This is a genomic window from Leifsonia williamsii (assembly GCF_030433685.1).
Classification (GTDB): Bacteria; Actinomycetota; Actinomycetes; order Actinomycetales; family Microbacteriaceae; genus Leifsonia; species Leifsonia williamsii.
Window position 1 is genome coordinate 3575025 of the sequence record NZ_JAROCF010000001.1, and the last position, 26027, is coordinate 3601051.

A 26027-nucleotide genomic window follows, 5' to 3' on the forward strand; every position below is an offset into this window, starting at 1 on the left:
CGCTCAGACCAGGCGCAGCCTCCACCGGGCCGGGGCGATCGTGTAGAGCTGGCGGTACAGCGCCGTGCCGACGAGCACGCCGAGGGCGATCGACAGGATGGAGCCGAGGAGGTTCGTCACGCTGCTGGCGTCGAAGTCCGCCCCCGTCGCGCCCTGCGCCAGGCGGATCAAGCCGGTCGCGCCCGGCACCAGCAGCCAGAACGCGGGGAGGAAGCAGACGACGGCGGGAGGCGCTCCCGGCAGCGACTGCACCAGGTACGCGACGACGGTGAGGGCGAGGGCGCCCACGAAGCCGCTGAACACGCTCCCGGTCAGGAAGGCGCCGAGCACCTGCCCGCCGTACGCCACCAGCAGCACCGCGGTGAGGTAGAAGACCGAGCGGCGGGGCCCGCAGTAGTACAGGAAGACCCCGACCGAGAAGAGCACGACGCCGACCCACGGCTGGAAGGCCCCGAGGGCCGGCTGGCTGGCGACCAGCGCGGTCGCCGCCGGCGTCCCGGTCACGGCGAGCGCCGCCAGGATGCCGAAGGCGAGGAAGAGCAGCTGCATGATGCCGGACACGAGCCGGCTGGCGCCCGCGACCATGTCTCCGGCGGCGAGCTCCTGCACCCCGGTCGTCAGGACGGCGCCGGGCAGCAGTGTGACCAGGGGCGGGATCAGCACCTGGAGGGGCTCGGTCACCACGACCGTCCTCGCCAGCGTGAACACGATGACGGCCAGTGCGAAGGCCGTGGCGACGGGCAGCAGGATGGCCGCGTAGGTGCCGGGCCGGATCACGAGCTTGGCGACGCCGACCAGCAGCCCGAGGATCAGCGCGTAGAGCAGGCTGAGCGCATCCGCGCCGAGGAGCACGAGCGCGACCCCGCCCGAGGCGATCCCGTGGCCGAGGACGCGGACCAGGAACGGGAAGCGCGGCGGCTTCACCATGAGCTGCCGGATGTCCTGCTTGCCCTGCGCGGCGGTGATCCGACCGGCCAGCGCCTGGTCCACCACCCGGTAGATGCGGGCCGCGCGGTCGAAGCGCACCTCGCCGCCCAGCGGTTCCGCGACCTCGAACCGGGTCTCCTTCTCATCCGGCAGGCCGACGAAGATCAGCGTCGGGAAGACGATGAGGGTCGCGTTCGGCGAGCCCAGCGCGACGGCGACGCGTTTGAGGGTGCTCTGGATATCGGTGACCGCCGTGCCGACCGACAGGAGAGCGCTACCGAGAGCGACGAGAAAATCCTGCAGCTCACCCGACGGGCTCTCCAGGACCTGCTGCGCCTCGACCGAGCGCTTGCGCAGATTCAGGCGCTGGAGCTGCAGCGGGAGGCGGCGGCGGGCGTTCATCGCTTGAGGCGGCCTCCCGTCGCGGATCCGATCGCTGCGGCCACCGCGACCTCCGCGGCGGCGAGCAGCCCGACGAGCCAGGGGTTCGGGCCGACGTCGTGCAGCCTCCCGGGACCGAGGGAACCGGAGGACCACCAGGCGAGCAGGCCCAGCTCGATGCCCGCCACGATACCGATGCCGGCGGCGGTCAGGAAGAGCGTGCGCAGTCCGGGGTGCGGAGCGGCGGCACGCGAGCGCAGGAGCACGGCTGCGGCGAAGCCCGCGAGCAGCGGCACCACGATGCCCACGAGCCCGAAGCTGAACCCGCCCGGCGGGATGACGCCGAACAGCGGCAGACCGGGCAGCGGCCCCAGCTCGGTGCCGATCGGACTCACCGACGAACCGGTGCCGATGGCGAAGCCGGGGCCGACGAGCCACGACGCCAGCCAGATCACGAGGTTCGGGAGGAACGCGAGCTGTCCCAGGGTGAGCGCGATGCCGCCCAGGACGCCGGTCTGCAGCTGCTCGTACAGGCTGATCATGGTGCCGTAGTTGCCGAAGATGAGGAGCGCGAGGATCAGCGCGGCGACGCCGACGATCATGGCGGTGGCCGCGGTCCCGGCGCGGAGCGCGTCGAGGGCGCCGGCGCGGACGGCGTCGGGGACCGCGTCCACCCGGTCGCGCAGGGCGACGACGACGGGAGCGTCGGCGAGGGCCGTTCCGGGGCGCTCCGGGCGGGAGCCGTTCCCGTCCGGCGCGCCGGCGCTCGTGGGCGCGTCGTCCGATGCCGCTGAGGCGGTGGAAGCGGACGATGCGGGCGAGCGCAGGGCAGCGAGGACGAAGCCGCAGCCGACGCCCACGGCGTAGACGAACGGCGGGAGCAGGAAGCCCTGCCACACCGACGGCTGCACCACCGCACTGCCCGAGGTCAGCGCCACCAGCGCCGAGATCGCGAGGAACACCGCGATCGCGGTGACAGCGCCGGTGATCCGGTGCGGCGTCTGGGCAGCACGCGCACCGGTGCGCACCCCCAGCCCGGCCGTCAGCACGGCGAAGCCGAGCAGCGCGATCGTGATCTGGAAAGGCGCCGCCGCGCCGGGCAGCCCGAGCGTCGCCACCGTCTGCGGATCGAGCGCGACGGTGAGGTTCACGCCGTGGCCGACCAGCCAGATGTCCGCCGCCGCCCGCCAGACCACGAGCCAGTCCGCCCCGAGCTGGTACTGGAACGCCCACAGCAGCGTCAGCGGCACCAGGCAGACGCCCAAGCCGATGGCGGCGACGATGACCGCCTCCAGCGCGGCGAGCAGGGCGACGGATGTGCGATTCATGACCGGATGGAGCCTACCGGGCCGCCCCTCCCCCGCCCGGCCGACACTTCGCGGGTCAGGAGACGGTCATGATCGGGGTCTCGTCGTCCGCTCCCTCCGGCACCTGCACGACCGGCCGCTGCAGCAGCTCCAGCAGCGCGATCACCACCGCCGAGATCACCAGCGTCCAGACGATCAGCGAGGTGGTGAGCGGGCGCACGAGCAGGATGACCGCCGCAGCGATCACAGCGACCGCGGCGCGCAGCAGGGTGCGCTGGGCGTAGAGCCACTGCCCGACGCGGCCGGTCGTGATGCCGTGGCGCTCCGCGGAGCCCCGCACCCACGCGACGCCGTCGCCGAAGAAGCCGCGCAGCCTCCGCGGCACGCCGAAGGGCCCGGCGTACCAGCCGACCAGGGCCACGACGATCGCCAGCACGAGCACGGCGACGGCGGTGTCCTGCATGGCCGTCGTGACCGTGCGATAGAACGTCTCGGCGACGCTCGACGGCATGTACGTCGGAGAGACGGAGGCGGTGAAGAGGAGGCGGCCGATCCCCAGCCCCGCGAGCGTGACCACCATGGCCAGCGCGAGCGCCACCGCGGCCCAGACGAGGGCCAGCGCGCGCCGCCGCGCGACGAGCACGCCCAGCGCGAGGAACGCGATCGCGACCCACGGCAGCCAGGTGCCCGCGGCGACGGCCAGGCCGTAGAACAGCTGCACGGTCGGGACGTTGCTCGACTGCGCGACGGTGATCGTACGGTCGACGGCCGGGATCTGCGCGGCGATGGTGAGCCCACGGTCCACCAGCACCTGCTTCACGCGCTCGACGATGGGGCCGAGCTGGATGCCGATCGAGCCTCCCGAGCCGATCTCGACCGCCGCCTTCGGGTCGTTCTGCATGACCGCGACGAACTGCGTGTGCGTCGCCCGCAGCGCCTCCTGCCATACCTGATCGAAGGCGTCGGAGGCGACGAAGGACGACACCGTGGAGCGGATCAGCGACTGGATGCCCTGCGCGAGCGGAGCCTTCAGCGCTTCCAACGCCTTCGTTGCCACCGGGCCTGTGCCGAGCTGGGTGATGCCGTCGACGACCTGGTCGGTGAGCTGCGGGATGTCGACGGCGTCCTGGATCGCGCCGACCGCCTGATCGGTGACGTACGACTGCACCCCGGGGTCGTCCGCGAGCGGGGCGTACGCGGCCACGAACGTGTTCGTGTCGCTCAGCTGGACGCGTGCCCACGACGCGACGACGGCGACCGGGGCGAGCACGGCGCCGATCACGAGCAGGACGACCGAGAGAAGGGTCCAGCCCCACCCGCGGGACTTCTTCCTGACGGGCTCGGCCACCGTCTCCACGCGCGTGATCTGCTCGGTCGGGCGGTTCTCGAGCTCCTCGCGGAGGCGTGCGTTCTCCGCTTCGAGCTCCGTCAGCCGCTGGAGCAGGTCGGTCTCGGTCTCGGACGCGCGGGCCATGGGCGCCCCCTTCCGGTCGCGGCCAGGGTAGCGCCGGGAGGCGGCGGTAGGGCATCCCCTTCTGCGCGACCGGGGGCCTCGCCGGTCGGTCGGGAGATGCGAAGAGGCCGGGACCATCCGGTCCCGGCCTCGCGCTACCGCGTCTGGCGCGCTTACAGCGCCGCGTACACCTCGCGCAGCAGCGCGGCGGTCTCGGACGGGGTCTTGCCGACCTTCACGCCCGCGGCCTCCAGCGCCTCCTTCTTGGCCTGCGCGGTGCCCGCGGAGCCCGAGACGATGGCGCCGGCGTGGCCCATCGTCTTGCCCTCCGGAGCGGTGAAGCCCGCCACGTAGCCGACGACCGGCTTCGTCACGTTGGCCTTGATGAAGTCGGCCGCGCGCTCCTCGGCGTCGCCGCCGATCTCGCCGATCATCACGATCGCCTTGGTCTCGGGGTCGGCCTCGAACGCGGCGAGCGCGTCGATGTGCGTGGTGCCGATGACCGGGTCGCCGCCGATGCCGATGGCGGTCGAGAAGCCCAGGTCGCGGAGCTCGTACATCATCTGGTAGGTCAGCGTGCCCGACTTCGAGACGAGGCCGATCGGGCCCTTGCCCGTGATCGTCGCCGGGGTGATGCCGACGAGCGACTCGCCCGGGGTGATGATGCCGGGGCAGTTCGGGCCGATGATCCGGGTCTTGTTGCCCTTCTCCTTGGCGTAAGCCCACGCCTCGGCGGAGTCCTGCACGGGGATGCCCTCGGTGATGACGACGAGGAGCGGAATCTGGGCGTCGATCGCCTCCACCATCGCGTCCTTCGCGAACGCCGGCGGCACGAAGATGATCGACACGTCGGCGCCGGTCTTCTCGATGGCCTCGACCACGGTGCCGAACACCGGGAGCTCGACGTCGCCGTGGGTCACGGTCGTGCCGGCCTTGCGGGCGTTGACGCCGCCGACGACCTGGGTGCCGGCCTTCAGCATCAGCGCGGTGTGCTTGGTGCCCTCGCCGCCGGTGATGCCCTGGACGATGACCTTGGAGTCTTTGTTGAGGAAGATAGACATTCTGTTGTTCGTCCTTTACTCGGCGCTTACTTCGCGGCCAGCTCGGCGGCCTTGTCGGCGCCCTCGTCCATGGTGAGGGCGAGCGTCACCAGCGGGTGGTTCGCCTCGGTGAGGATGCGGCGCCCCTCGTCGACCTTGTTGCCGTCGAGACGGACCACCAGCGGCTTGTTCGCCTCGTCGCCCAGGATCTCGAGCGCCTTCACGATGCCGTTCGCGACCGCGTCGCAGGCGGTGATGCCGCCGAAGACGTTCACGAACACGCTCTTCACCTGCGGGTCGTTGAGGATGACGTCCAGGCCCGCCGCCATGACCTCGGCGGACGCGCCGCCGCCGATGTCGAGGAAGTTCGCCGGCTTGACGCCGCTGTGCTTCTCACCCGCGTAAGAGACCACGTCGAGCGTCGACATGACGAGGCCGGCGCCGTTGCCGATGATGCCGACCTGGCCGTCGAGCTTGACGTAGTTGAGGTCGGCGGCCTTGGCCTTCGCCTCCAGCGGGTCGGCGGCGGCCTTGTCCTCGAGGGCCTCGTGCTCCGGGTGGCGGAACTCGGCGTTGTCGTCGAAGGTGACCTTGCCGTCGAGGGCGATGATGTCGCCCTCCTCGGTCAGGACCAGCGGGTTGACCTCGACCAGGGTCGCGTCCTCGCCCTTGTAGACGTCGTAGAGCTTGACGAAGACGTCGGACACCTTCTCGACGAGCTCGTCGGGGAAGCCGGCCGCCTTCGCGATCTCGACGGCCTTGGCGCTGTCGATGCCGGTCGTGGGGTCGACCTCGACGCGGGCGAGCGCCTCCGGCTTCTCGACGGCGAGCTGCTCGATCTCCATGCCGCCCTCGACGCTGGTCAGCGAGAGGTAGGAGCGGTTGGCGCGGTCGAGGAGCACCGAGAAGTAGAACTCGCGCGCGATGCGGGCGCCGCCGGCGACCATGACGCGGCGGACCACGTGGCCCTTGATGTCGAGTCCCAGGATGGCCTTGGCGGCCTCCTCCGCCTCGTCGGGCGACTTCGCGACCTTGACGCCGCCGGCCTTGCCGCGGCCGCCCGTCTTGACCTGCGCCTTGACGACAGTCACGCCGCCGAGCTTCTCGGCGGCCGCGCGCACCTCCTCGGGGGTGTCCGCGACGATGCCCGGAAGGACCGGGACCCCGTACTTCTCGAACAGGTCTCTGGCCTGGTACTCGTATAGATCCACGGTCATCCAATCCGCTGCTTGGTTCCGTCGCGCTCGTGGCGCTTCCGGCTGATTCTCCTGGCGGGCGGCGCGAGAATAGCTCGACGCCGAGATAATTTCGCCACTGAGAACTTTAGCGCGTCCCGCTGGAGGGCCCGAACCGGTGGAGGCGGGCACTCGTCCATCGATCGAGCGGCCGCAACGGGTTCTCCACAGATCCGGCTCCGGCCGCCCGCGCCGCGCTGCGCCCGCCGAGGGTGGGTGCATGATCACTCGCATCTCACATCTCAGAACCATCGTCTCGCTCGCCGGAGCCGCCGTGCTGCTCGGCGTGCTGAGCGGCCTGCTCCCGGCATCCGGGGCCCGCGCGCTCGAGGGAGTCGGCCACGGGCCCGGCTACATGTCGACGGACGGCTGGTGGCTCGGCACCTACCGTCTGGACGACGGCGCACAGGGCTTCTGCCTCAACGCCGGCAAACCGAGCCCGACCGGCCACACCCTCGACTACGCCGACGGGGCCGGACTCGGCTGGTACACGCCGGAACAGGGGGCGCAGCTCGCGTACATCTCCCGCAACTGGGCGGGCACCGACGACCGGCTGACGGCGGCGGCAGGCCAGCTCGCCACCTGGCTCGTGGCAGGCCTGGGCGGCCACTCCCTCGAGAGCGTCGCTGCGCGCGCAGGAGCCGACGCCGACGCCGCGATCGCCCGAGCGCGCCAGATGAAGGCCGAGGCCGAGTCGCGCGGTTCGACCGGGGTCCACGCGGAGGCGCTGGTGGAGCTGGCCGAGACCGGGCCCGGCCGGGTGCGGGTCGAGGTGACCGTCGCTCGTCTCTCCGGGGCCGAGCTGCTGGCGCCGGGCGCCCACGCCGCCCGCGTGACGCTGACAGGCGCGACCTTCGAGGACGGCTCCACCACCTCCGCCATCCCCACGGGGACCGACGTGCCGATCGTGCCGACGGGCTCCGAGGCGAGCGTCTCGGTGACCGCGACCGCGGCGCTGCAGATGCTGCCGTACGGCGGCGGGCTGCGCGTGGCGGTGCCGCACGATGACGCCCAGGCGCTGCTCGTCGCGGTGCCCGCCACCGCCACGGCCGAGGCGGGCGCGAGCGTGACCGGGCCGTCGCCCCTCCCGTTCCAGCCCACCGTCACGACCGTCACGAGTGCGGCGGAGGCGGCGCCCGGTACCGCCATCGTCGACCACCTGACGGTCGGGGTCGCGACCGGTGACGGCCTCCTGCCGACCTGGCCGGTGCGCGGCGGCGACGACGGCTTCGAGGCGGTGGAGGTCGTGGTCGAGAGCCGGCTGCTGGGACCGTTCCCTGCGCCCATCGAGCAGGCGCCTGCGGTTCCCGCAGACGCACCGGAGGTGTGCGCGGTATCCACGACGGTGACCGGGACCGGCGACTACACGACCCCGGAGTGCACCGTGCCGGAGCCGGGGTACTACGTGTGGGTCGAGCGCATCGATCCGGGCGCCGTTCCGCCGGAGCTGGGCGGCGAGCGGGTGCGCGAGTGGCAGTCGGGGTTCGGCGTGGCCGAGGAGGTCACCCGGGTCCTGGCACCGGTGGTGACGCACGTTGTGCCGCCGGCTCCGACTCCGACGCCGGTGGCGCCGGCTCCGCCCGCCGCTCCCGTTGCGCCTGCCGTGGTGGACGCTCCCACGATGGCACTCGCCGAGACGGGGACTGACATGTCGCCGGCACCGGTGTGGATCGCGGCCGGTGCGGTCGCGGCCGGTGGCCTGATGGTCTCGGGAGGCGCGCTCGTGCCTCGTGGGTCGCGGGTGCGCCGTGGCTTGCTCGGGGTCGTAGGGCGGGGGCGCCGGTCGGGCGGCGCAGCGCACGTCTTGCGCGGATCACGTGCGGGGCGTGCTGCGGGCGCAGCCGACGAGGTGGCCTGATGGGGCCGTTGCTGTGCACGGGCCATTCGCAGGCGCTCCCGGCACGATGGGACGGTGGGGACGGCGGGGACGGCGCAGGCGATGGAGGCGACCGGGCTCGAGCAGCTTGCAGCGGAGGCGCTGCCGCTGGTTGGAGCCGGGAGGGCGCTGCTGCTGCAGATCGCGCACCCGGCGGTGGGCCGGGCTGTCGCGGAGCACAGCGACTTCGCGAACCGGGCCATGGACCGGCTGCACTCCACGATGACCTTCGTCTACGCGTCGGTGTTCGCGTCGCCCGAGGAGTTCGCTGTCGTGCGGCGCGCGGTGAACCGTGCGCATGCGCCGGTCCGTGCGCAGGCGGCGGAGAACGAGCCGGCCTACAGCGCCTTCGACCCGGGACTCCAGCTGTGGGTGGCGGCCACGCTCTACCGCACGATGGTGGAGCTGTACGAGCGGGTCTTCGGGCCGCTCTCGGCAGCGTACGCGGAGGAGGTGTACCGCGCCTTCACCCGTACCGGCCTCAGCCTGCAGGTGCCGCCGGAGCAGTGGCCGCCCACCCGGAAGGCGTTCGACGAGTACTGGGACCGCATGGTGGCGCAGCTGCGCGTCACGGACGCGACCCGCGCGGTCTCCCGGCAGATCCTGTATCCGCGTGCCGTGCCGCTCTGGCTCCGGGCTTTCCTGCCGGACGTGCGCCTCGTGACAGCGGGACTCCTCCCCGCGTCCATCCGGCAGCAGTTCGGATTGCCCTGGGACGAGCGGCGCCGCAGGAGGTTCGAGCGGTGGATGCGGCGGCTGGCCGCCGTCTATCCGCACGTGCCGCTGCGCCTGCGGCACGCGCCGCGGGACGTGTACCTGCGGCGTCTGCGGCGATCGATGCCGCGGGAGGCCGCGCGCCCGGCGGCGACCGCCGAGCAACCGGTCGAGACCCGGGACTAGGGCGCGAGACCGCGGGAGCGCTCGATCCAGCGTGCGAGCAGCACGAGCAGGATGCCGATGCCCGCGCCGAGCACCGTCTCCAGCACGCGGTCGACGACCAGCTGGCCCAGCGGGGCTCCGGCCGAGAGGTACGACACCGCGAGCGCGAGCGGGGTGATGAAGACGAGCGCTGCTCCGTAGTGCCGCCCGACCAGCACCTCCGCGAAGAACTGCGATACGACGATCACGCCGATCACGAACAGGGCGGGCGGCGCCCAGAACAGCAGGAGTGCGGTGACCACCACGCCCACGACCGTGCCGACGATCCGGTGCAGCGAGCGCGAGATCGAATGCGCGGCGCGGGCCGGCGGGATGACCGCCACCAGGCTGACCACGGCCCAGTACGCGTGACCCAGGCCGAGCGCCAGGGCGATGCCGCCTGCGACCAGCACGCCGACGACGTTCTGCCCGGCGGTCAGCCAGACCCGGGGGTCGTGCACGGCGGAGCGGTCGACCGCCGGGCGGCGACGCAGCTCCTTCAACAGGGGCGATCGCGTCGCCGGCCCGGCGAGGCGGCGCAGCAGCCAGCCGGACATCGTCAGCAGCCACGCGAACACGGCCACGACGAGAGCGAGACCGATTCTGGGCAGCGCGTCCGCGGCCTGCGTCGGCACCGCCCCGCAGACCAGCAGGGCGAACACGAAGAACAGGGTCTGCGGCGGCAACAGCTGGAACGCGGTCGCGAGCACGGTCCCCGCTGCGACGATGAACACCAGCAGCAGCGCGGCGAGCCACAGCGGCTCGTGGAGGACGGCCAGCCACACGCCCAGCGAGATGCTGATCAGCAGGGCGATCCCCGCGACCGTCACGCTGCGCACGCGCAGGCGGTATGGCTCGTTCCTGCCGTAGAGGGCCGTCATCGCTCCGAAGCTCGCATACGCCGCCAGGTCGAGGCGATCGATCGCCAGCAGGATCAGCAGTGGAACGGCCACGGCCAGGGCGGCGCGCAGGCCGACCTCGACGCTCATCGACGAGAGGGCGGACGCTCCGGACGCTCCGGGGGCTCCCCCGGCTCCTCGCGCCCTCACAGCTTGTCGATGGGGGCGATCTTGATGAGGAGCTTCTTCGCGCCCACCGTCTCGAACTGCACGTGCGCGACCCGCTTGGCGCCCTCACCGGTGACCGCGGTCACGCGGCCCTCGCCGAAGTCGGTGTGCCGGATGCGGTCGCCGGGGACGAGCTCCAGGTCGCTGTTGTCGCGGACCTGTCCCGTGACGCGGTTGGGCCACTCGGCCTTCGGCCGCTCGGGCTTGCTGAACCCGCCCGCCCGGAAGCTGTCGTTCCAGCGACCGGAATCGCCGGCTCCGAGACCCGGCCGTCTGGCGTTCAACGCGCGCGACTGGGTACCGCCACGGCCGTTGGCCGCGCCCGGCGACTGGCGCCAGTCGATGAGGTCTGCGGGGATCTCTTGCAGGTAGCGGCTCGGCATGGCGACCGCCGTCTCGCCGAACTGCGCCCTGGTCATCGCGAGCGAGAGGAACAGCCGCTTCTTCGCCCGCGTGATGCCGACGTAGAACAGGCGGCGTTCCTCCGCCGGTCCACCCGGCTCGTTCGCCGACATGCGGTGCGGCAGGAGGTCCTCCTCGACTCCCGTGAGGAACACGGCGTCGTACTCCAGACCCTTCGCGGTGTGCAGCGTCATGAGGGACACGGCACCGCTGGAGTCGTCGATCTCGTCGGCTGCGGCGACCAGCGAGACCTCGGTCAGGAAGTCGACCAGCGTGCCGTCCGGGTTGTTGCGCACGAACTCGCGCGTCACGGCCACGAGCTCGTCGACGTTCTCGGCGCGGGCCTCGTCCTGCGGGTCCCTGCTGTTGCGCAGCACCTCCAGCAGGCCGCTGCCGTCGAGCAGGAAGGTCAGCACATCCGGCACGGAGGAGACGCCCGCCGGATTGGCCGGATCGATCTTGGCCGCCGCCTCGTCGAGCAGGTTCGACAGCTGCAGGATCGCGCCCGTCACCTTCGGGCCCAGGCCGAGGGAGCCGGCGTCGCGCATGGCGTCGCGGAAGCTGATCCCGTTGTCCTCCGCGTAGCTTGCGAGCTGCGTCTCCGTCGCCGGGCCGATACCGCGCTTGGGGGTGTTGAGGATGCGTCGGAGCGCCAGGATGTCGTCCGGGTTCGCGACGCTGATCAGGTACGCCATCGCGTCCTTGATCTCGGCGCGCTCGTAGAACTTGGTGCCGCCCATCACCTTGTACGGCAGGGCCGAGCGGATGAAGATCTCCTCCAGTGCGCGGGTCTGCGCGTTGGTCCGGTAGAAGACCGCGATGTCCTTGTAGTCCATGCCGGCGGCGTGCAGCTTCTCGATCTCGTCGGCGACGAACTGTGCCTCGTCGTGACCGGAGTAGCCCGTATAGCCGACGATCTTGTCGCCGTCCCCGACCGCCGTCCAGAGCCGCTTGTCCTTGCGGTCGAAATTGTTGGCGATGACCGCGTTGGCGGCGCTCAGGATGTTCTGCGTGGAGCGGTAATTCTGCTCCAGGAGCACTACTTTCGCCCCGGGGAAGTCGCGTTCGAACTCGACGATGTTGCGGATGTCGGCGCCGCGGAAGGCGTAGATCGACTGGTCGGAGTCGCCGACCACCGTCAGCGACGCACCCGGGATGGCGCCCACCGCGTCGCGCATGCGCTCGACGTGCTGACCCTGCGCCTCCAGCTCGTCGGCGATGGCCGGGGCGATCGGCATGGTCAGCTCGCGGATCAGCGCGTACTGCGCGTGGTTCGTGTCCTGGTACTCGTCCACCAGGATGTGCCGGAAGCGCCGCTGATAGAGGGCGGCGACCTTCGGGAACGCGCGGAACAGGTACACCGTCTCGGCGATCAGGTCGTCGAAGTCGAACGCGTTGGCCCGGCGGAGCGCCCGGGTGTACTGGCGGAAGATCTCGAGGAACATCACCTCGTTCGGGTCGCTGAGGTTCGCGTTGCGTGCGTGCGTCTCGAGGTCGGTCAGCTCGTTCTTGAGCTTGGAGATGCGGTTCGCGGTGCCGGCCACCGTGAACCCGAGGGTGTCGGCGTCGAGCTCCTTGATGATCCGCTTCAGAAGGGCCCGCGTGTCGCCCGAGTCGTAGATCGTGAAGCTCGCCGTCTTGCCGATCGTCTCCGCCTCGCGACGCAGGATGCGGACGCAGGACGAGTGGAAGGTGGAGATCCACATCCCCTGCGCGCGGCCGCCGAGAAGCGCCTCCACCCGCTCGCGCATCTCGTTCGCCGCCTTGTTCGTGAACGTGATGGCGAGGATCTGGCTGGGCCAGGCCTCCCTGCTCTCGATGAGCCCGGCGATACGGCGGGTGAGCACGCTGGTCTTGCCCGAGCCGGCGCCCGCGACGATCAGGAGGGCGGGCCCGCGGTACTCGGCCGCCTCGCGCTGCTGCGGGTTGAGGCCGGCGAACAGGCGCTCGTCCGGACCGGGCCTGTCGCCGCGACCCGCACCGGCGCCACCGCCGGGACCGCGGTCGCCGCGGTCGCCCTCCCACCCGTCGAGGATGATCGGAACGGAGGAGGAGGGAGAGGAGGAGGGGGCGTCGGGGAGGCTCGTCATGTCTCCAGCGATTTTAGCCGCCCCCACTGTCATTCCGCCGGGTTCGGGCATTCCGCCGCAGCCGGGCCGCCCGGCCCGGAGGCGACGGCCTCAGCGCCCGTCGCGCGCGGCGACGGCGAGGTCGGGATGATCGGCGAACACACCGTCGACACCCGAGTGCAGCAGGATCGAGTAGTACCGGCGCCAATGGCCCCAGTCCGCGTCCGCTCCGGGGCCGCGGAAGCGGTCGGGCAAGAGGGCGTTCTCGGGGCGGAGGGTCCACGTGTAGACCGAGAGCCCGGCGGAGTGGGCGAGGTCGACCAGGTCGGAGGTCACCGAGCCGATGTCGCCGCCCCCACCGCCGTCACCGCCGTCACCGAACAGCGCGACCGACACCGAGCCGGAGGCGAGGATGCGGCCGGTCTCCACGCTGATCCCGTCCACCCGGTCGGCGGGGGACGCCGCGGAGCCGAGCGCGTACAGCCCGCGGAGGGTCAGGTCGGACTCGTAGGGCGTCGCGGCGGATCCGTGCGCGGCGACCCGGTCGTACGGCGCGCCCTCGTCCTCCAGCAGGTAGACCCGCCGACCGCGGAACCCCCGCCCGTGCAGGTCGCGGAGCACCGTGGGCTCGAAGCTCTCGACCACGAGCCCGGGGTGCTCGGCCCAACCGGCCTCCGCGAGCTCGGAGGCGAACAACTCGTCGAGCGGGAGGCCGGCGGCCGCCAGATGGGTGGCGTGCTTCAGCTCGGCGACCAGCCCGAGGGCGCGGCCGGCCGACTCGGAGGCGCTGTCCACCAGCTGCAGGAGGTCGCGCAGCCGGAGGATCGGGTACTGGTCGTCGAAGGTGGCACTCGCCTGGCGGAGCTGCGGCAGCCGCTCGCGCGCCCGCAGGGTGGAGAGCTCGGCCCAGGTGAAGTCCTCCGTGAACCAGCCCGTGAGCGGGGTGCCGTCCACCTCGCGCGTGGTCCGCCTGTCTGCGAACTCGGGATGGTCGGCGACGTCCGTGGTGCCCGAGATCTCGTTCTCGTGCCGCAGCACCAGCACGCCGTCCTTCGTGGCGACGATGTCCGGCTCGACGGCGTCCGCCCCGAGGGCGAAGGCCAGTTCGTAGGAGGCCCTGGTGTGCTCGGGCCGGTAGCCGGGCGCCCCGCGATGACCGATCACCAGCGGAGTCGGACGGGCGCGCATGGTGCGATCCTAGCCCGCGCTCGGGGGCTGTCCCGGGTGGTGGGGCCGGTGCCAGAATCGTGGCGTGTCCGCCTGGATCGAGCCCAGCTCCCGCCTTCCGCTGCGCTGGGGTCGTTATCGGGCACGGCTGGTCGGGGGGCTCGTCCTGATCCTCCTGGGGAGCGGATTCATCCTCGTCACGACCGCGTACAGCCTCCCCTTCCTCCTGATCGGGTCGATCCTGCAGCCGGCGGGATGGGCGGTCATGCCGTCGACGATCGGCCGGCGGGTGGCGGTGGTGCTGCCGGTGCTGGGCTTCACCTGGCTGATGCTCGGCGGCTCCGGCTTCGCCTGGTGCTACGCCGTGCCCCTGGCGGCGTGGCTGCTGGTGCGGTTGCGGCCGCTGCCCAGCTATGCGGTCCTCGCCCTGCCGATCGCCGCCAGCCTCCTGCTCGTCCGGGTCGTGACGACGTACCAGCAGGGATGGATCACCGTCGTCGTCGGCGTGACGGTCGACGTCGCCGCCGCCTGGACGGCCCGTTTCATCGCTCTCCGGCTGGATTCATGGCAAGCTGTCAGAACTCTCAGAAAGAGCAGCGGATAGATTGGACTGACCGAGACCCCCGTCAGGCGGTCCCCGACAGAGCGAGGAACCCATGGCACTCACCAACCCGGCGTTCTCCACGAACCCGGCGTTCCAGGACGGCAAGGGCGCGGCTACCGCGACCGTCACCGCCGAGAATCTCGAGCAGATGTACGAGGCGCCGTCCGCGACCGCCGCGCAGACCGACCGCATGACGGTCGAGGACACGATCAACAAGACCGCGATCAGCTTCGCCGTGCTCGTCGCGGGCGCGCTCGTCGGCTGGCTCGTGCCGGCCCTCGCCCTGCCCGCCGCGCTGATCGGCTTCGTGCTCGCGCTCGTGAACATCTTCAAGAAGAAGCCGTCCCCGGCGCTCATCCTGAGCTACGCGGGAGCGCAGGGCATCTTCATCGGCGCCATCTCGATGGTGTTCGAGAGCCTCTACTCCGGCATCGTCCTGCAGGCCGTCATCGGCACGCTGGCCGTCGTCGGCGTCACGCTGGCGCTCTTCGCGTCCGGCAAGATCCGCGCCTCGGCGAAGGCGACCAAGATCTTCCTGATCGCGATGTTCGGCTACCTGGCCTACTCCATCGTCAACGTCATCCTGGTGTGGACCGGCGTCACCAACAGCGCCTTCGGCCTGAGCGGCGACGTGAAGCTGTTCGGCATCCCGCTCGGCGTGATCATCGGCGTGCTCGTCGTCATCATGGGCGCATACTCGCTCGTGCTCGACTTCGACTTCATCCAGCGCGGCGTCCGCAACCGCGCCCCGCGCATCTACGGCTGGTCGGGCGCCTTCGGCGTCATGGTCACGGTCATCTGGCTGTACCTCGAGATCCTCCGCCTCCTCGCCATCAGCCGCGACTAGGAGCTCGCCCCGCCGCACGGCGAACAGGGCACGATCAGAACGGGCCGGGAGCATCAGCTCCCGGCCCGTTCGCATGTCTCGCGCACCTCGCGCCGGATCCCCGCGCGCTGGTCACTTCCCGATCGCGGCGCAGTCCAGCAGCGGGCCGCCAGAGATCTCCGTCGGGTTGACCGTCGGGGTGGCGGTCGCCTTCAGCGTCTTGATGGGAGTCTTGCCGGCGTCGAAGAGCGCGTCGAACTCCACCGTCTGGCCGGGCGCCATCTGCTGCACGGCCTGCGCGACCGGGTACTCGCCGTCGCTGCCGATCATCGGGGCGGCCTGCGGCACCGCGTCGATCGCCGTCCCGAGCACCGTGTAGCCGGGAGGCGCGTACACGGACGTGCCGATCTGCACGTTGCCCTGGGCCACGAGGAGGCCGTTGCCGAGCACGTACTCGGGCAGGATCTCGGCGGAGTCGGCCGGCGCGGTGCTGCGCAACGAGACACGCGTCATCACATAGCGATGCCCGTCGGAGCACACGTTCTGCCGCACGTTGAACTTCACCCGGAGGAAGTAGTCCATCTTCGACGGCGTCTGATCCATGAAGTAGGCGCCGAACCAGTCGGTCGTCTTCGTGCTGACCGGCGGCTCGGCGTAGAACGGGGTCAGCTTGATGAGCTTCTGCTCGGCCTTGTCGCCGGTCCAGGCCTTCACGCGGCCCTCCTCGCCGGCCTTCATGAGGATCTCGAGCATCTTCTTCGGGTCGGCGCCGCCGCCGAGGATCTTGGTGAAGGTGTTGATCGCGACCGCCTGCTGCACCTTGTCGACCGTGGCAGGGTCCGGATACATGGCATAGATGTCGATCAGCAGCAGTCGCGCTGCGTTCTCGGCATTGAGCTGGAGCCCGGGGAGGACGTCGACCGGTCCGGTCGCCTCGAGCAGCTTGCCGAGGGTGACGGTGTCCATCGCGACGATGCCGTCGATGGTGTCGCCCTTCGCCGTCTTCCACATCGCCTTGGCGACGTCGTACGTGAGCGAGAAGCGGGGCGTGATCGTCAGGTCCTGCACCTGCTTGCCCAGGCCCTGCGGATAGAGCCGCTTGACGTCCTCGGGCAGCGGGATGATGTAGTCCTTGAACCGCGGGAACTCTCGTCCCGACGCCGACGACTGCTTCACCAGGCTGATCTTGCCGTGGTCGAACTTGAGCAGCGCCATCGACCCGGTCGTGCCGCCGTTGGCGAGCAGCTCGCCGCTGTTCTCGAACACGACGAGGTAGTTGCGCGGCTTGTCGGCGCCCAGTGCCGCGGGCAGCGCATGGACCGCCGCCTTCGCCTGCTGCATCTGCTCGTCCACCTTGCCGAGCATGTCGGCGAGCTGGGTGGTCGCGGCGCGGACCGGGCCGATCGTCCCGCCCGGGTCGATCGACGCGACCTCCTTGTGCGCCTTCGACAGCGCGGCGGCGGCACGGTCCACCGTCGGGATCGCCTTCTCGATGGGCTTCAGGTCGAGCGCGCCGTCGACGGGCTTGAGGCTGGCGGGCGACACCGTCGACAGCACCCCGACGAGCGGCTTGATCGACTTCGACACCACATCGTCCGTCGATCCGGCGAGCACGCGGACGGCGGAGAGGTTGGGGCCGAGCACCGGCACCAGCTCCGCGATGCGCCAGATCGGGTCGCTCGTGTTCGCCCTGGCGGCGGCCGTCTTGGGCTCGAGCTTCGCCAGCGTCTTCTTCGCGCCGGTCACGTCCTGCGCGACGACCTGGGACTTCAGTGTGTTGACCAGCGGGAGGGCCGACTGCAGCTCGTTCTTGGCCGCGACGCCGCGCGCACCGATCCAGATCACGGCGAAGACGCACACCGCGAGGGCGATGACGACGCCGAGCGTCCAGCGGAAACGCCGGCTGCGGGTCCGCCGGGCATGCGAGATGGTGACTCGCGTCGCGGGGGCGGAATCGGGCATTCCACTATTACAGCAGAGCGATGTTGTGCGACCGGTGAGGATGCGGGCGGCGTACCGGCTCGTGTCCCGCGGACGAGGGGCGGTCTGAAAGCCCTCTCACCAGAGCGAACGGGCGCTCGGCGGCAGCTCTGGGAGTGTTCTGATAATTTGGCACGGTGGGGCGGAGCACAGCACGCCCCATCGTCGCGTCAGCGCCGCTCGCGCGCTCCGTAACGAAGTCCGAGCGAGCGAACCGGGGATCATGACTTCACAGACCAAACGCGCCGTCATCGTCGGACAGGGATATGTCGGGCTTCCCGTCGCCATGCGCGCGGTCGACGCCGGCTACCAGGTGGTCGGCCTCGACGTCGACGACCGCCGCATCGACGGCCTGCGCAACGGCGAGTCCTACGTGGACGACATCACGTCGGAGACGCTGAACGCCGCGCTCCAGTCGGGCCGCTACCTGCCGACCAAGGACTACGCGGAAGCGGCCGGCTTCGACGTCGCCGTCATCACCGTGCCCACCCCGCTCAGCGAGGGCATCCCGGATCTGACGTTCATCGAGGATTCGGCCCGGTCCCTCTCTGCGCACCTGTCGAAGGGCGCCACGGTCATCCTGGAGTCGACGACGTACCCGGGCACCACGGAGGAGCTGCTCATCCCGCTGCTGGAGCAGGGCTCCGGCCTCACCGCGGGCGAGGACTTCTTCGTCGGCTACAGCCCCGAGCGCATCGACCCGGGCAACAAGACCTGGAACTTCCAGAACACGCCCAAGGTCGTCTCCGGCATCGACGCCGCCTCGCTCGAGCGCGTGCAGGCCTTCTACGACGACCTGGTCGAGCGCACCGTCCCGGTGAGCGGCACCAAGGAGGCGGAGCTCACCAAGCTGCTCGAGAACACCTTCCGCCACGTCAACATCGCCCTCGTCAACGAGCTCGCGATCTTCGGCCACCAGCTGGGCGTCGACGTGTGGGAGTCGATCGAGGCGGCGTCGTCCAAGCCGTTCGGCTACATGAAGTTCACCCCCGGTCCCGGCGTCGGCGGCCACTGCCTCCCCGTCGACCCGAGCTACCTCTCCTGGCAGGTGCGCCGCAAGCTCGGCCAGTCCTTCCGCTTCGTGGAGCTCGCCAACGACATCAACGACCACATGCCGGACTACGTCGCCCAGCGCCTCATGGTCCTGCTGAACCGCGCAGGCAAGGCGTTGAACGGGTCGCGCATCGTCCTCGTCGGCCTCTCTTACAAGCGCAACACCGGAGACATCCGCGAGTCGCCGTCGCTGCGCCTCATCGACGTCCTGCGCGAGCTGGGCGCCGTGATCGTGGGCGTCGATGACCGGGTGGAGCCGCACCGCTGGCCCGCCGGCGTCGAGCAGGCCCCGTACACCGCCGAGACCATCGCGTCGGCCGACGCCGTCGTGCTCGTGACGGACCACGAGGAGTTCGACCTGAACCTCCTCGCGGAGTCGCCCGTCCCCGTGCTCGACACCAAGAACCGCGTGACCGGGCCCTCGATCGAGCGGCTGTGAGCAGCACCGACGCGGGGATCGGGACGCGCGCGGGGGGTGCACGCGGCTCGGTGTGGGCCGCCTTCACCGGCGCCTGGAGGCGAGACCGCTGGCTGACCGCGACTCTCGTGTGGATCGCCGTGGCACTGGTCTACGTGACGCTGATCCCGGTGGGGAACAACGTCATCCTGTACCCGATCCTGCTGTCGTTCGCGGTCATCGCCGGGGTGAACGTGGTCAAGCGCCGCATCCGGCCGGACCGCTCACTGCTCCTCCCCGCCGCGCTGTGGGTCGCGTTCCTCGCGCTCGGCATCATCACGGGCGTCGTGCGGGATGCCGACTCATGGGGCCGCACCCTCGTGTTCTTCCTGCTCTGGCCGGCCGTCTTCAGCGTGGTGGTGCTCGGCTTCGACCGCCGGGTGATCCGCACGGTGTTCATCACCGGAGCCTGGGTGTCGGTGTTCATCGGCGCGCTGCTGTTCGTGCAGGCTCTCGCGGCAGGCGACATCCTCCCCTTCCACCGCCTCCCGCGATGGATCGAGGGTCCGCTCCACATGGCCGGCTCGAGCAGCGGCGGCGTCGTCGCGCTCACCGCGACGACCATCCCGCCGCTGCTGTGGTGGGGCGGCATGTGGATCGCGTCGTTGTTCGCCTCCGCGAAGGACGCCTACCTGCCGCCCGTGTGGCTGCGCACCCTCGCAGCGGCGCTGATCATCATCGGCGCGGTCGCCTCGTGGCGGCGCGGCGTGGTGATCGTGCTGATCGCGACCCCCGTGATCGCGATCATCGCCCTCCTGGCGCTCACCGTCCGCAACCGGCCGAAGACCGATGACGTCCGGTTCAGCTGGCAGGCGCTGCTGCGCATCGTCATCGCCCTCGTCATCGCGGCCGCCGGCGCCTTCGCCTGCCAGCCGCACATCGTCTCCATGCTCGGGGCGGTGGCGCACTCCACCAGCACGGTGGTCTCGAAGGACCCCACCCACCTCACCACCGACGAGCTGGAGAATCCCGGCTCCATGACCGTCGACGAGACGGACACGCTCGCGGACCGCATCCGCACCAATGAGAGCCAGGTGCTGCTCAGTCCGCACTCCCCCGCCGACTGGGTGGTCGGGCGCGGCTTCGGCGCGACCATCGACCGCGGCGACGTGCAGCGCGAGATCAGGCCGTGGCAGACGGAGCTGCAGTATCACGCGATCTTCTACTGGACCGGGATCCTCGGCCTGCTCCTCGTTGCCGCGACCTTCGTGACGGCGTTCCTCGCCGTCCGCAAGGCGTTCGGCGTCGCTGGGCCGCTGCGTGGTGCGCTGTACGTCAGCACGGTGGGCGCTGTGTGCGTGCTCGCGGCGAATGCGAGCAACCCGTACCTCCAGGCGCCCGGGCACATGTGGCCCGTGTTCCTGCCGCTGATGATCGCCAGCGCGGTGTTCACGGCGCGCCGGCAGGACGCAGCGGCCACGACCTCGGCGCCCGCCGCGCCGACCCCGGCACCCGCGGGGAACGCGTGACCACTGGAGCCGGTGTCGCGGAGTCCGGCGCGCCCCGCGGGCGCGGCCTCCTGCTTCTGAGCACCGCCTCCAGCGCGCTGTTCTCGCTGGCGGCGCAGCTGCTCGGCCTGCTGTCGCTGCCGCCGGCGTCGTTCGGCCTGTTCTCACTGCAGTATCTCGTCTTCGCGCTCGGAACCTCGGTGTGCCTCTCGGTCGTCAGCGAGCCGTGGCTGCGCACGGAGCTCGGCCGCGGCCTCCGCTCGCCATGGAGCGACTACGCGGGGGCGCTGTTCTACCTGAGCGCCGCCACGGTCCTGGCGACGCTCGTGCTGTCGCTCATCGTCCCGGGCCTGGGGCCCGTGGCCATCACCGGCGCCCTCGCGGCAGGTGCGAACGTCTACCGGTCCGGCACGCGGTACCACCAGGTCCGCACCGGCCAGTGGAGGCTCGCGCTGGTCGCCGACGTCGTCGGCGTCGCGGTGACGGTACTGGTGTGGGCGATCCTGTCGTTCACGCCGCTGGACGCGCTCGAGACGCTGTCGTGGGCCTGGCTGGCCGGCGGGCTGGGCGCCGCCGCGGTCGCCGCCCGTCCGCACGTGCGCGGTCCGCGCGCCGCGGTCGGCTGGCTGCGCGTGCACGGCGAGCACATCTCGCCGCTGCTGCGCGACTCCATCCTCATGGACATCGGCTCCATCGCGACGCCGTTCGCCGTCGCCCCCGTGCTCGGCATCGCGGACTTCGGCGTCTACCGCGCCGTCTCGAACGTCGCCGCGCCCGTGCGGCTCGTGTTGAACCCGCTGCGTCCTGTGCTCGCCGGGGCCCGGCTCGCGGCGTTCCGCTCGCTCGCGCGCATCGCGCTCGTCGTCGGCCTGTCGGTCGGGTTCGGCGCGGCGGCGGCCGTCGCCCTGCTCATCATCGGCTCGCTTCACATCGAGCTGGGCTCGCTCACCGCCCTCGCGGACTACGCCGTCCCGACCGGGCTGTTCGTGGCCTCGAACTTCCTCACGCTGTTCTACTACATGCTGGCGCGCGCCCACCTGTCGGGAAGCGCGCTCCTGATCGGCCGCATCTTCCAGACCGTGCTCGCCATCGCCTGCCCGATCGTGGGTGCGCTGCTCGGCGGACTGAACGGCGCCATCTGGTTCTACGCGGTCGGCACCGCGCTCAGCGGCGTCGTCTGGCTCTGGGTGGTGCTGCGCGCCCGTTCAGAGGTCGCCGAGCCGGTCGACGTCGACATCGAGGACGAACCGCTGCCATGAGGGGCTCCACGCGCTGAAGCTGTAGTGCTGCTCGACAGCGGCTCGGGCCGCCGCGCCCCGACGGGCGCGCTCGGCGACGCTCTCGCGTGCCAGCGCCACGAGTCCGTCCCGCCACTCGGCCGGTGTGCGAGCGGCGACGCCGTCCGCACGCTCCAGCACACGCTCGTTCTCGCCGACGGGGCTGGCGATCGAGGGCAGGCCGGCCGCCGAGTACTGGAGCAGCTTGTAGGCGCACTTGCCGCGCGACCAGAGGTCGTCGGTGAGCGGCATGATGCCGAAGTCGGCGCGCAGCAGGTCGGCGGCATACGTCGTGGGGCCCCACGACACGCGGTCGACCATAGCGTCGAGGGCGCCGAGCGGCGCCTCCCCCGCGCTGATGACCACGAGCCGCAGCCCGGTGGCCGCGTGCGCCGCGAGCAGAGGCTCCGCCACGTCGGCCAGGTACTTCTCGGTGCTCGGCGACCCCAGCCAGACGGCGGAGGGAGCGTCGGACTCTACATGCTGCTTGACCGGGTACCGGTCAGGCTCGACGCAGCTGGGAACGATCACGACGTCGCGCGCATACCGCCCCGCCTCCTCCGCCAGGAACTCGTTGCCAGCCACGACGACGTCCGCCGCCTCGACGCTGCGCCGCCAGATGCGCCGTTTCGACCAGATGCGCTCCGTCGACGACATCGGGCTGTGCATCAGGGCGTCGTCGAAGTCATAGACGCCGCGCGAAGCGTTGCGCAGCAACCTGGCCTCCACGCCGCCGTTGCTGAACGGGCCCGCCTGCCGCGACAGGAGGAGCGGACCGTCCGTGCGACGCGCCTCCGAGCGCAGCCGCAACTCTGCGGCGGGGATGCGCGGCGCGTTGCGCGCCAGCACGCCGAGACCGTTCGACGACAGGCCCAGGTAGCTGGAGCCCTCCGCCTCCAGCCCCAGGTGGTCGATCCAGTCGAAGACGCGGACCCGGGCGCTGCCGGCCCCGCGGCCGTAGCTCGTCGCGTAGCGGAGGGAGGTCATGGCACGGGCTCCTCGAGCGGCTCGGGGGCCGCAGCGGTCCGGCGGGCGGTGAGCCAGCGGCTCACGAGCGTGATGGCTGCCGCGAAGACGATGAGCGACAGGATGAGCGTGCTTCCGATGCGCGTCGCGAACGGCGCGAGGAAGACCGTCGTCATGCAGACCGCTGATATCCAGAAGACCGTCTGCGAGCGGAAGCGGGCGACGAACAGCCAGCCGAACAGCGCGCCGAGGAGCAGCGTCCCGACGATCACACCGGGCAGGCGGAAATCGCGGTAGAACGGCTCCATCCAGGTGTACACGTTGGTCGGCACGCCGGTGTTGATGAAGGGGCTGATCGCATCGACATGGGGCGCACCCGGGACGACCTTCAGGACGCTTCCGAAGGTGCTGGCGCCCCAGGTCTGCGGGTTCCAGTCGCCGACGACGAAGACGCCCCGCACGCGTTCGGGCGGCCAGTCGTGGTTCTCCGACCCCGCGAGCTGGAGGAATGCCATCGGAGCGGCCGTGTAGTACTGGAAGGGGGACGTCAGGCCGGAACGCGCGAGCGCCGGGGCGACGACCCCGCTGCGCAGCGACTCCTGCCCCACCTTGTTGAGCGCGCCTCCCACGCCCTGGAAGACGATCAGTGCACCCAGCCCGAGAACGGCGACGCCCGCGATCACCTGAACCGCCCGGGGCAGCCGCTGCCAGTAGCGCGCCAGGCCGCGACGAGGCGCCGCGGCCGCATCGCTCCGTGACGACCAGCGCTGCGACACGAGCACGGCGACCCACAGCAGCACCGCGATGACGATGTTCGACCGCTGCAGCAGCGCCAGCATGGAGGCGGCGAGGGCCAGTGCGCCGACGATCCGCACCGCGATGGGGAACGGCCGGTCGAGCCCAGCCCGGTAGACCAGCAGGACGAAGAGCAGGGGACCGAGATAGAGCAGTATGCGCGCGGGCAGCGGCACCGTCTCGAGATACGACGTTCCATGGGCGCTCCGGATCGCCGCCGGGTGCAGCAGCAGCGTCCCGATCCCGAACCGGAGGTGCACCGACACGAGGTACACCGCGAAACCCAGCGCGTAGAGCGCCGAGGCGACATAGAAGACCGGCCGCGTCGCCGCGAACGTCGTCTGCTGTGCCCGCCAAGCGCCCCACCGGGGTTGCGACGGGCGCTCGCGCCTCCGCGCCAGCAGCAGCGCGACGGCAGCAGCGCCGATGTCGAAGGCGACGATCCCCGCGCCAAGGGTCAGCCACGCCCCCGCCGTGGCCGGCCGGTAACGGATCAGGTTGGTCGCGATCAGCGCGAGCGCACCCGCCCACACGACGTTGTGGCACAGCACGAGCACGAACACCGTGCGGGCGTAGCGGTGTACCAGGAACGTCAGGATTGCCAGCACCGCCAGCAGTATCAGGCACCAGGTGAGGTTGGACATCATGCGCGCGGCCCCTCCCGCTCGAGCATCCTCCGGTAGAACTCCTCCTGCGCCGCCCACACGACCGGCCGGTCGAACGTCGACCGCGCGCGCTCGTGAGCGGCCGCGCCGTACCGCCGGCGCCGCTCCGGGTCAGCGATGAGCGCCACGAGCGCGTCCGCCAAAGCCGGAGCGTCGCGCACGGGCACGATCAGCCCCGTCTCCCCGTCGACGACCGAGTCGACGGCGCCGGTGGCGTCGGTCGTGACCGTCGGCACGGAAGCGGCCGCGGCCTCCAGGACCACGTTCGGGAAGCCCTCGCGGAACGTGGGCAGGCAGAGCAGGTCCATCAGCGCGTAGTAGCGCTCGGGGTCGGTCACGAACCCGGTGCGGGTGAGCGGCAGGCCAGGAACGTCGAGGGAGGTGCCGCCCGACTCGTTCTCTGCCGACCCGACGAGCAGCAGCTGCGCCTCCACGCCCCGACTCCGGAGGAGGCGGAGTGCCGCCTCGAGCACCGCGACACCCTTGTCCTCGGTCAGGCGGCCGACGAAGCCGATGACGGGGAGGTCGGGGTCCAGCCCGAGCGACGAGCGCAGCGCCTCCCTCCCCGCGGCATCCGGCAGGGCCCGCTCGACCGCGTCCACATCGACGCCGTTGGAGGAGCCGTCACCGAGCACGACGAACCGGTCCGGCCGGCCGAGGCGCAGCTCCACGGCCCGCGCTGCCAGGCTGCGGCTCACCGCGACGGTCGTGACCGCGCTCGCCACGCTGAGACGCTCGAGCACCGTCAGGAGGCGCCGGCCGAGCCCCTGCGCCGTCTCCAGGCGCAGCCCGCGCAACAGGTACACCCGGCCCTTCACCCGCGTCAGACGGGCGGCCAGCGTCCCCAGGAGGCCCGCCTTCGGCGTTCCGGCGCTGACGACGTCCGGGCGGAGGCGGCGCAGCAGGCGCAGCCACGCGAACAGCGACCGCAGATCGGCCACGGGCGACGGGTCGCGCCGCATCGGCAACGGGTGCACCGTGACGCCGGGAGTGCCGGCGAGCGCCGTCAGGGCGGCGCCGGGCGAGCAGACGACGTGCACGTCCCAGCCTCGCTTGGCCAGGAACGCCGGGAAGCCGGCCATCAGCCGCAGCGAGAGGTCGACGGTCACCCCGAGGACGATCGTCGGCCGCTTCCCGGGCGTACCGGCGGGGGTCATCCGTCGCGCCGCTCGCGATACCAGTCGATCGTGCGCGTGAGCGCCGTCGCGAAGTCGGTCGGCTGCACCTCGGGGAACAGCTCGCGGATGCGGACACCGTCCGACTGGGAGGCGCGCACGTCGCCGACCCGCGGCTCCACGTGCTCGACCGCCAGCTCGAAGCCCAGGTGCTCCTGCATCAGCTCGACGACCTTCAGCAGCGGGGTGCTCGTTCCGAAGGCGAGGTTGACCGGGTGGGTGTCGGACACCTGCCGCTCGACGGCGGCCATCAGCGCCGTGCACACGGTCTCCACGTAGGTGAAGTCGCGCGACTGCAGGCCGTCGCCGTGGACGATCAGCGGCTTGCCGTCGAGCGCGGCCTCCACGAACTTGGGGATGACCGCGGCGTACACGTGGTCGGCCGCCTGGCGCGGGCCGAAGACGTTGAAGAAGCGGAAGGCGAGCGTCTTCATGCCGTACGAGTGGTTGTAGGCGATCGTGTAGCCCTCGGTGGCGTGCTTGCTCACCGCATACGGGCTCATCGGCCGGGTCCAGTCGAACTCCGACTTCGGCAGCTTGGTGTTGCTGCCGTACACCGAGCTGGACGAGGCGACGACGACGTGGGGCACGCCGGCGAGGCGGGAGGCCTCCAGCACGTGCAGGGTCCCGGTCGCGTTGGCGTGGTGCGACGGGATGGGCGCCGCGACCGAGCGCGGCACGCTGCCCAGCGCCGCCAGGTGGACCACCGAGTCGACGCCATCCACGACCGACGACAGCAGCTCGAAGTCGAGGATGCTGCCCTCCGTGAACGCGACGTCGGTGCCCTCGAGGTTCGCCAGGTTGCCCGTGCTGAGGTCGTCGAGCACGCGCACCTCGGCCTCCGGGTGGACGGCGTTGACGTGGCGGACGAGGTTGGAGCCGATGAAGCCGGCTCCTCCGGTGATCAGGATTCTCATGGGTCTCTCGGGTCGGGCGGTG

The 26027-nt window shown here is 71.2% G+C and carries 20 protein-coding genes; 7 read left to right on the plus strand and 13 right to left on the minus strand.

The genetic code is table 11. The features are described from left to right. Nucleotides 1–3: 3 nt before the first annotated feature. From P5G50_RS16930 to sucC, 5 genes are all read right to left on the minus strand, one after another. The gene (locus P5G50_RS16930) at nucleotides 4–1329 is read right to left on the minus strand and encodes a threonine/serine exporter family protein (protein ID WP_301212247.1); all 1326 of its coding nucleotides are present in this window, start codon (nucleotides 1327–1329) and stop codon (nucleotides 4–6) included. Next, complete coding sequence (locus tag P5G50_RS16935) at nucleotides 1326–2636, minus strand: cell division protein PerM (protein WP_301212248.1); 1311 nt, start codon at nucleotides 2634–2636, stop codon at nucleotides 1326–1328. Before P5G50_RS16935 ends, P5G50_RS16930 begins: the two co-directional genes overlap by 4 nt. A gap of 55 nt (nucleotides 2637–2691) precedes the next feature. Continuing rightward, the gene (locus P5G50_RS16940) at nucleotides 2692–4089 is read right to left on the minus strand and encodes a hypothetical protein (RefSeq protein WP_301212249.1); all 1398 of its coding nucleotides are present in this window, start codon (nucleotides 4087–4089) and stop codon (nucleotides 2692–2694) included. A gap of 152 nt (nucleotides 4090–4241) precedes the next feature. After that, the gene (gene sucD, locus P5G50_RS16945) at nucleotides 4242–5129 is read right to left on the minus strand and encodes a succinate--CoA ligase subunit alpha (protein ID WP_301212250.1); all 888 of its coding nucleotides are present in this window, start codon (nucleotides 5127–5129) and stop codon (nucleotides 4242–4244) included. A gap of 26 nt (nucleotides 5130–5155) precedes the next feature. Then, on the minus strand, nucleotides 5156–6319 hold the full coding sequence (gene sucC, locus P5G50_RS16950; protein ID WP_301212355.1) for an ADP-forming succinate--CoA ligase subunit beta: 1164 nt from the start codon (nucleotides 6317–6319) through the stop codon (nucleotides 5156–5158). Nucleotides 6320–6563: 244 nt separating this feature from the next. Between sucC and P5G50_RS16955 the strand changes: the two genes are divergently transcribed. Together P5G50_RS16955 and P5G50_RS16960 are read left to right on the plus strand one after the other, a co-directional pair. Then, complete coding sequence (locus P5G50_RS16955; protein ID WP_301212251.1) at nucleotides 6564–8201, plus strand: hypothetical protein; 1638 nt, start codon at nucleotides 6564–6566, stop codon at nucleotides 8199–8201. Between the two features lie 54 nt (nucleotides 8202–8255). Further along, nucleotides 8256–9119: an oxygenase MpaB family protein gene (locus P5G50_RS16960; RefSeq protein ID WP_301212252.1), complete on the plus strand. Its 864-nt coding sequence runs from the start codon at nucleotides 8256–8258 to the stop codon at nucleotides 9117–9119. On the opposite strand, the gene P5G50_RS16965 is transcribed toward P5G50_RS16960, so the two are convergent. The 3 genes from P5G50_RS16965 to P5G50_RS16975 all read right to left on the minus strand — a co-directional run bounded on the left by P5G50_RS16965 (nucleotide 9116) and on the right by P5G50_RS16975 (nucleotide 13863). Further along, on the minus strand, nucleotides 9116–10126 hold the full coding sequence (locus tag P5G50_RS16965; protein WP_301212254.1) for an FUSC family protein: 1011 nt from the start codon (nucleotides 10124–10126) through the stop codon (nucleotides 9116–9118). The genes P5G50_RS16960 and P5G50_RS16965 overlap by 4 nt on opposite strands. A gap of 56 nt (nucleotides 10127–10182) precedes the next feature. Further along, on the minus strand, nucleotides 10183–12696 hold the full coding sequence (locus P5G50_RS16970) for an ATP-dependent helicase (protein ID WP_301212255.1): 2514 nt from the start codon (nucleotides 12694–12696) through the stop codon (nucleotides 10183–10185). 90 nt (nucleotides 12697–12786) lie between these two features. Then, nucleotides 12787–13863: a glycerophosphodiester phosphodiesterase family protein gene (locus P5G50_RS16975; protein WP_301212256.1), complete on the minus strand. Its 1077-nt coding sequence runs from the start codon at nucleotides 13861–13863 to the stop codon at nucleotides 12787–12789. A 64-nt stretch (nucleotides 13864–13927) separates the two neighbouring features. On the opposite strand from P5G50_RS16975, the gene P5G50_RS16980 reads away from it, so the two are divergent. Both P5G50_RS16980 and P5G50_RS16985 read left to right on the plus strand, forming a co-directional pair. Then, a complete protein-coding gene (locus P5G50_RS16980; protein ID WP_301212257.1) occupies nucleotides 13928–14446 on the plus strand; it encodes a hypothetical protein in 519 nt (172 codons plus the stop codon). A gap of 52 nt (nucleotides 14447–14498) precedes the next feature. Continuing rightward, the gene (locus P5G50_RS16985) at nucleotides 14499–15293 is read left to right on the plus strand and encodes a Bax inhibitor-1/YccA family protein (RefSeq protein ID WP_301212258.1); all 795 of its coding nucleotides are present in this window, start codon (nucleotides 14499–14501) and stop codon (nucleotides 15291–15293) included. Between the two features lie 111 nt (nucleotides 15294–15404). Here the strand turns inward: P5G50_RS16985 and P5G50_RS16990 are convergent, their stop codons facing one another. After that, nucleotides 15405–17234: a DUF4012 domain-containing protein gene (locus P5G50_RS16990; protein WP_301212260.1), complete on the minus strand. Its 1830-nt coding sequence runs from the start codon at nucleotides 17232–17234 to the stop codon at nucleotides 15405–15407. A gap of 241 nt (nucleotides 17235–17475) precedes the next feature. Between P5G50_RS16990 and P5G50_RS16995 the strand changes: the two genes are divergently transcribed. From P5G50_RS16995 to P5G50_RS17005, 3 genes are read left to right on the plus strand one after another with little or no spacing between them, the layout of a single operon-like run. Beyond that, the gene (locus tag P5G50_RS16995; protein ID WP_301212261.1) at nucleotides 17476–18744 is read left to right on the plus strand and encodes a nucleotide sugar dehydrogenase; all 1269 of its coding nucleotides are present in this window, start codon (nucleotides 17476–17478) and stop codon (nucleotides 18742–18744) included. Next, nucleotides 18741–20231 carry a hypothetical protein gene (locus tag P5G50_RS17000; RefSeq protein ID WP_301212262.1) on the plus strand — a complete coding sequence of 497 codons (1491 nt, stop codon included), beginning with the start codon at nucleotides 18741–18743 and terminating at the stop codon, nucleotides 20229–20231. The genes P5G50_RS16995 and P5G50_RS17000 overlap by 4 nt, the downstream gene beginning before the upstream one ends. Continuing rightward, a complete protein-coding gene (locus tag P5G50_RS17005; RefSeq protein ID WP_301212263.1) occupies nucleotides 20228–21469 on the plus strand; it encodes a hypothetical protein in 1242 nt (413 codons plus the stop codon). The genes P5G50_RS17000 and P5G50_RS17005 overlap by 4 nt, the downstream gene beginning before the upstream one ends. Here P5G50_RS17005 and P5G50_RS17010 read toward each other — a convergent pair. From P5G50_RS17010 to P5G50_RS17025, 4 genes are read right to left on the minus strand one after another with little or no spacing between them, the layout of a single operon-like run. Then, nucleotides 21416–22474, minus strand: a complete 1059-nt coding sequence (locus P5G50_RS17010) for a glycosyltransferase family protein (RefSeq protein WP_301212264.1) — start codon at nucleotides 22472–22474, stop codon at nucleotides 21416–21418. The genes P5G50_RS17005 and P5G50_RS17010 overlap by 54 nt on opposite strands. Beyond that, nucleotides 22471–23895 (minus strand): O-antigen polymerase, encoded by a 1425-nt coding sequence (locus P5G50_RS17015; protein ID WP_301212266.1) that lies wholly within the window; start codon nucleotides 23893–23895, stop codon nucleotides 22471–22473. Before P5G50_RS17015 ends, P5G50_RS17010 begins: the two co-directional genes overlap by 4 nt. Continuing rightward, nucleotides 23892–25070: a glycosyltransferase family 4 protein gene (locus P5G50_RS17020; RefSeq protein ID WP_301212267.1), complete on the minus strand. Its 1179-nt coding sequence runs from the start codon at nucleotides 25068–25070 to the stop codon at nucleotides 23892–23894. Before P5G50_RS17020 ends, P5G50_RS17015 begins: the two co-directional genes overlap by 4 nt. Beyond that, a complete protein-coding gene (locus P5G50_RS17025) occupies nucleotides 25067–26005 on the minus strand; it encodes an NAD-dependent epimerase/dehydratase family protein (protein WP_301212268.1) in 939 nt (312 codons plus the stop codon). Before P5G50_RS17025 ends, P5G50_RS17020 begins: the two co-directional genes overlap by 4 nt. Between the last annotated feature and the right edge of the window lie 22 nt (nucleotides 26006–26027).

Coding starts and splice junctions, on each gene's coding strand:
- P5G50_RS16930 (WP_301212247.1), bottom strand. CDS start 1,329: ATGAACGCCCGCCGCCGCCTCCCGCTGCAGCTCCAGCGCCTGAATCTG.
- P5G50_RS16935 (WP_301212248.1), bottom strand. CDS start 2,636: ATGAATCGCACATCCGTCGCCCTGCTCGCCGCGCTGGAGGCGGTCATC.
- P5G50_RS16940 (WP_301212249.1), bottom strand. CDS start 4,089: ATGGCCCGCGCGTCCGAGACCGAGACCGACCTGCTCCAGCGGCTGACG.
- sucD (WP_301212250.1), bottom strand. CDS start 5,129: ATGTCTATCTTCCTCAACAAAGACTCCAAGGTCATCGTCCAGGGCATC.
- P5G50_RS16955 (WP_301212251.1), top strand. CDS start 6,564: ATGATCACTCGCATCTCACATCTCAGAACCATCGTCTCGCTCGCCGGA.
- P5G50_RS16965 (WP_301212254.1), bottom strand. CDS start 10,126: ATGAGCGTCGAGGTCGGCCTGCGCGCCGCCCTGGCCGTGGCCGTTCCA.
- P5G50_RS16970 (WP_301212255.1), bottom strand. CDS start 12,696: ATGACGAGCCTCCCCGACGCCCCCTCCTCCTCTCCCTCCTCCTCCGTT.
- P5G50_RS16975 (WP_301212256.1), bottom strand. CDS start 13,863: ATGCGCGCCCGTCCGACTCCGCTGGTGATCGGTCATCGCGGGGCGCCC.
- P5G50_RS16985 (WP_301212258.1), top strand. CDS start 14,499: ATGGCACTCACCAACCCGGCGTTCTCCACGAACCCGGCGTTCCAGGAC.
- P5G50_RS16990 (WP_301212260.1), bottom strand. CDS start 17,234: ATGCCCGATTCCGCCCCCGCGACGCGAGTCACCATCTCGCATGCCCGG.
- P5G50_RS16995 (WP_301212261.1), top strand. CDS start 17,476: ATGACTTCACAGACCAAACGCGCCGTCATCGTCGGACAGGGATATGTC.
- P5G50_RS17010 (WP_301212264.1), bottom strand. CDS start 22,474: ATGACCTCCCTCCGCTACGCGACGAGCTACGGCCGCGGGGCCGGCAGC.
- P5G50_RS17015 (WP_301212266.1), bottom strand. CDS start 23,895: ATGATGTCCAACCTCACCTGGTGCCTGATACTGCTGGCGGTGCTGGCA.
- P5G50_RS17020 (WP_301212267.1), bottom strand. CDS start 25,070: ATGACCCCCGCCGGTACGCCCGGGAAGCGGCCGACGATCGTCCTCGGG.
- P5G50_RS17025 (WP_301212268.1), bottom strand. CDS start 26,005: ATGAGAATCCTGATCACCGGAGGAGCCGGCTTCATCGGCTCCAACCTC.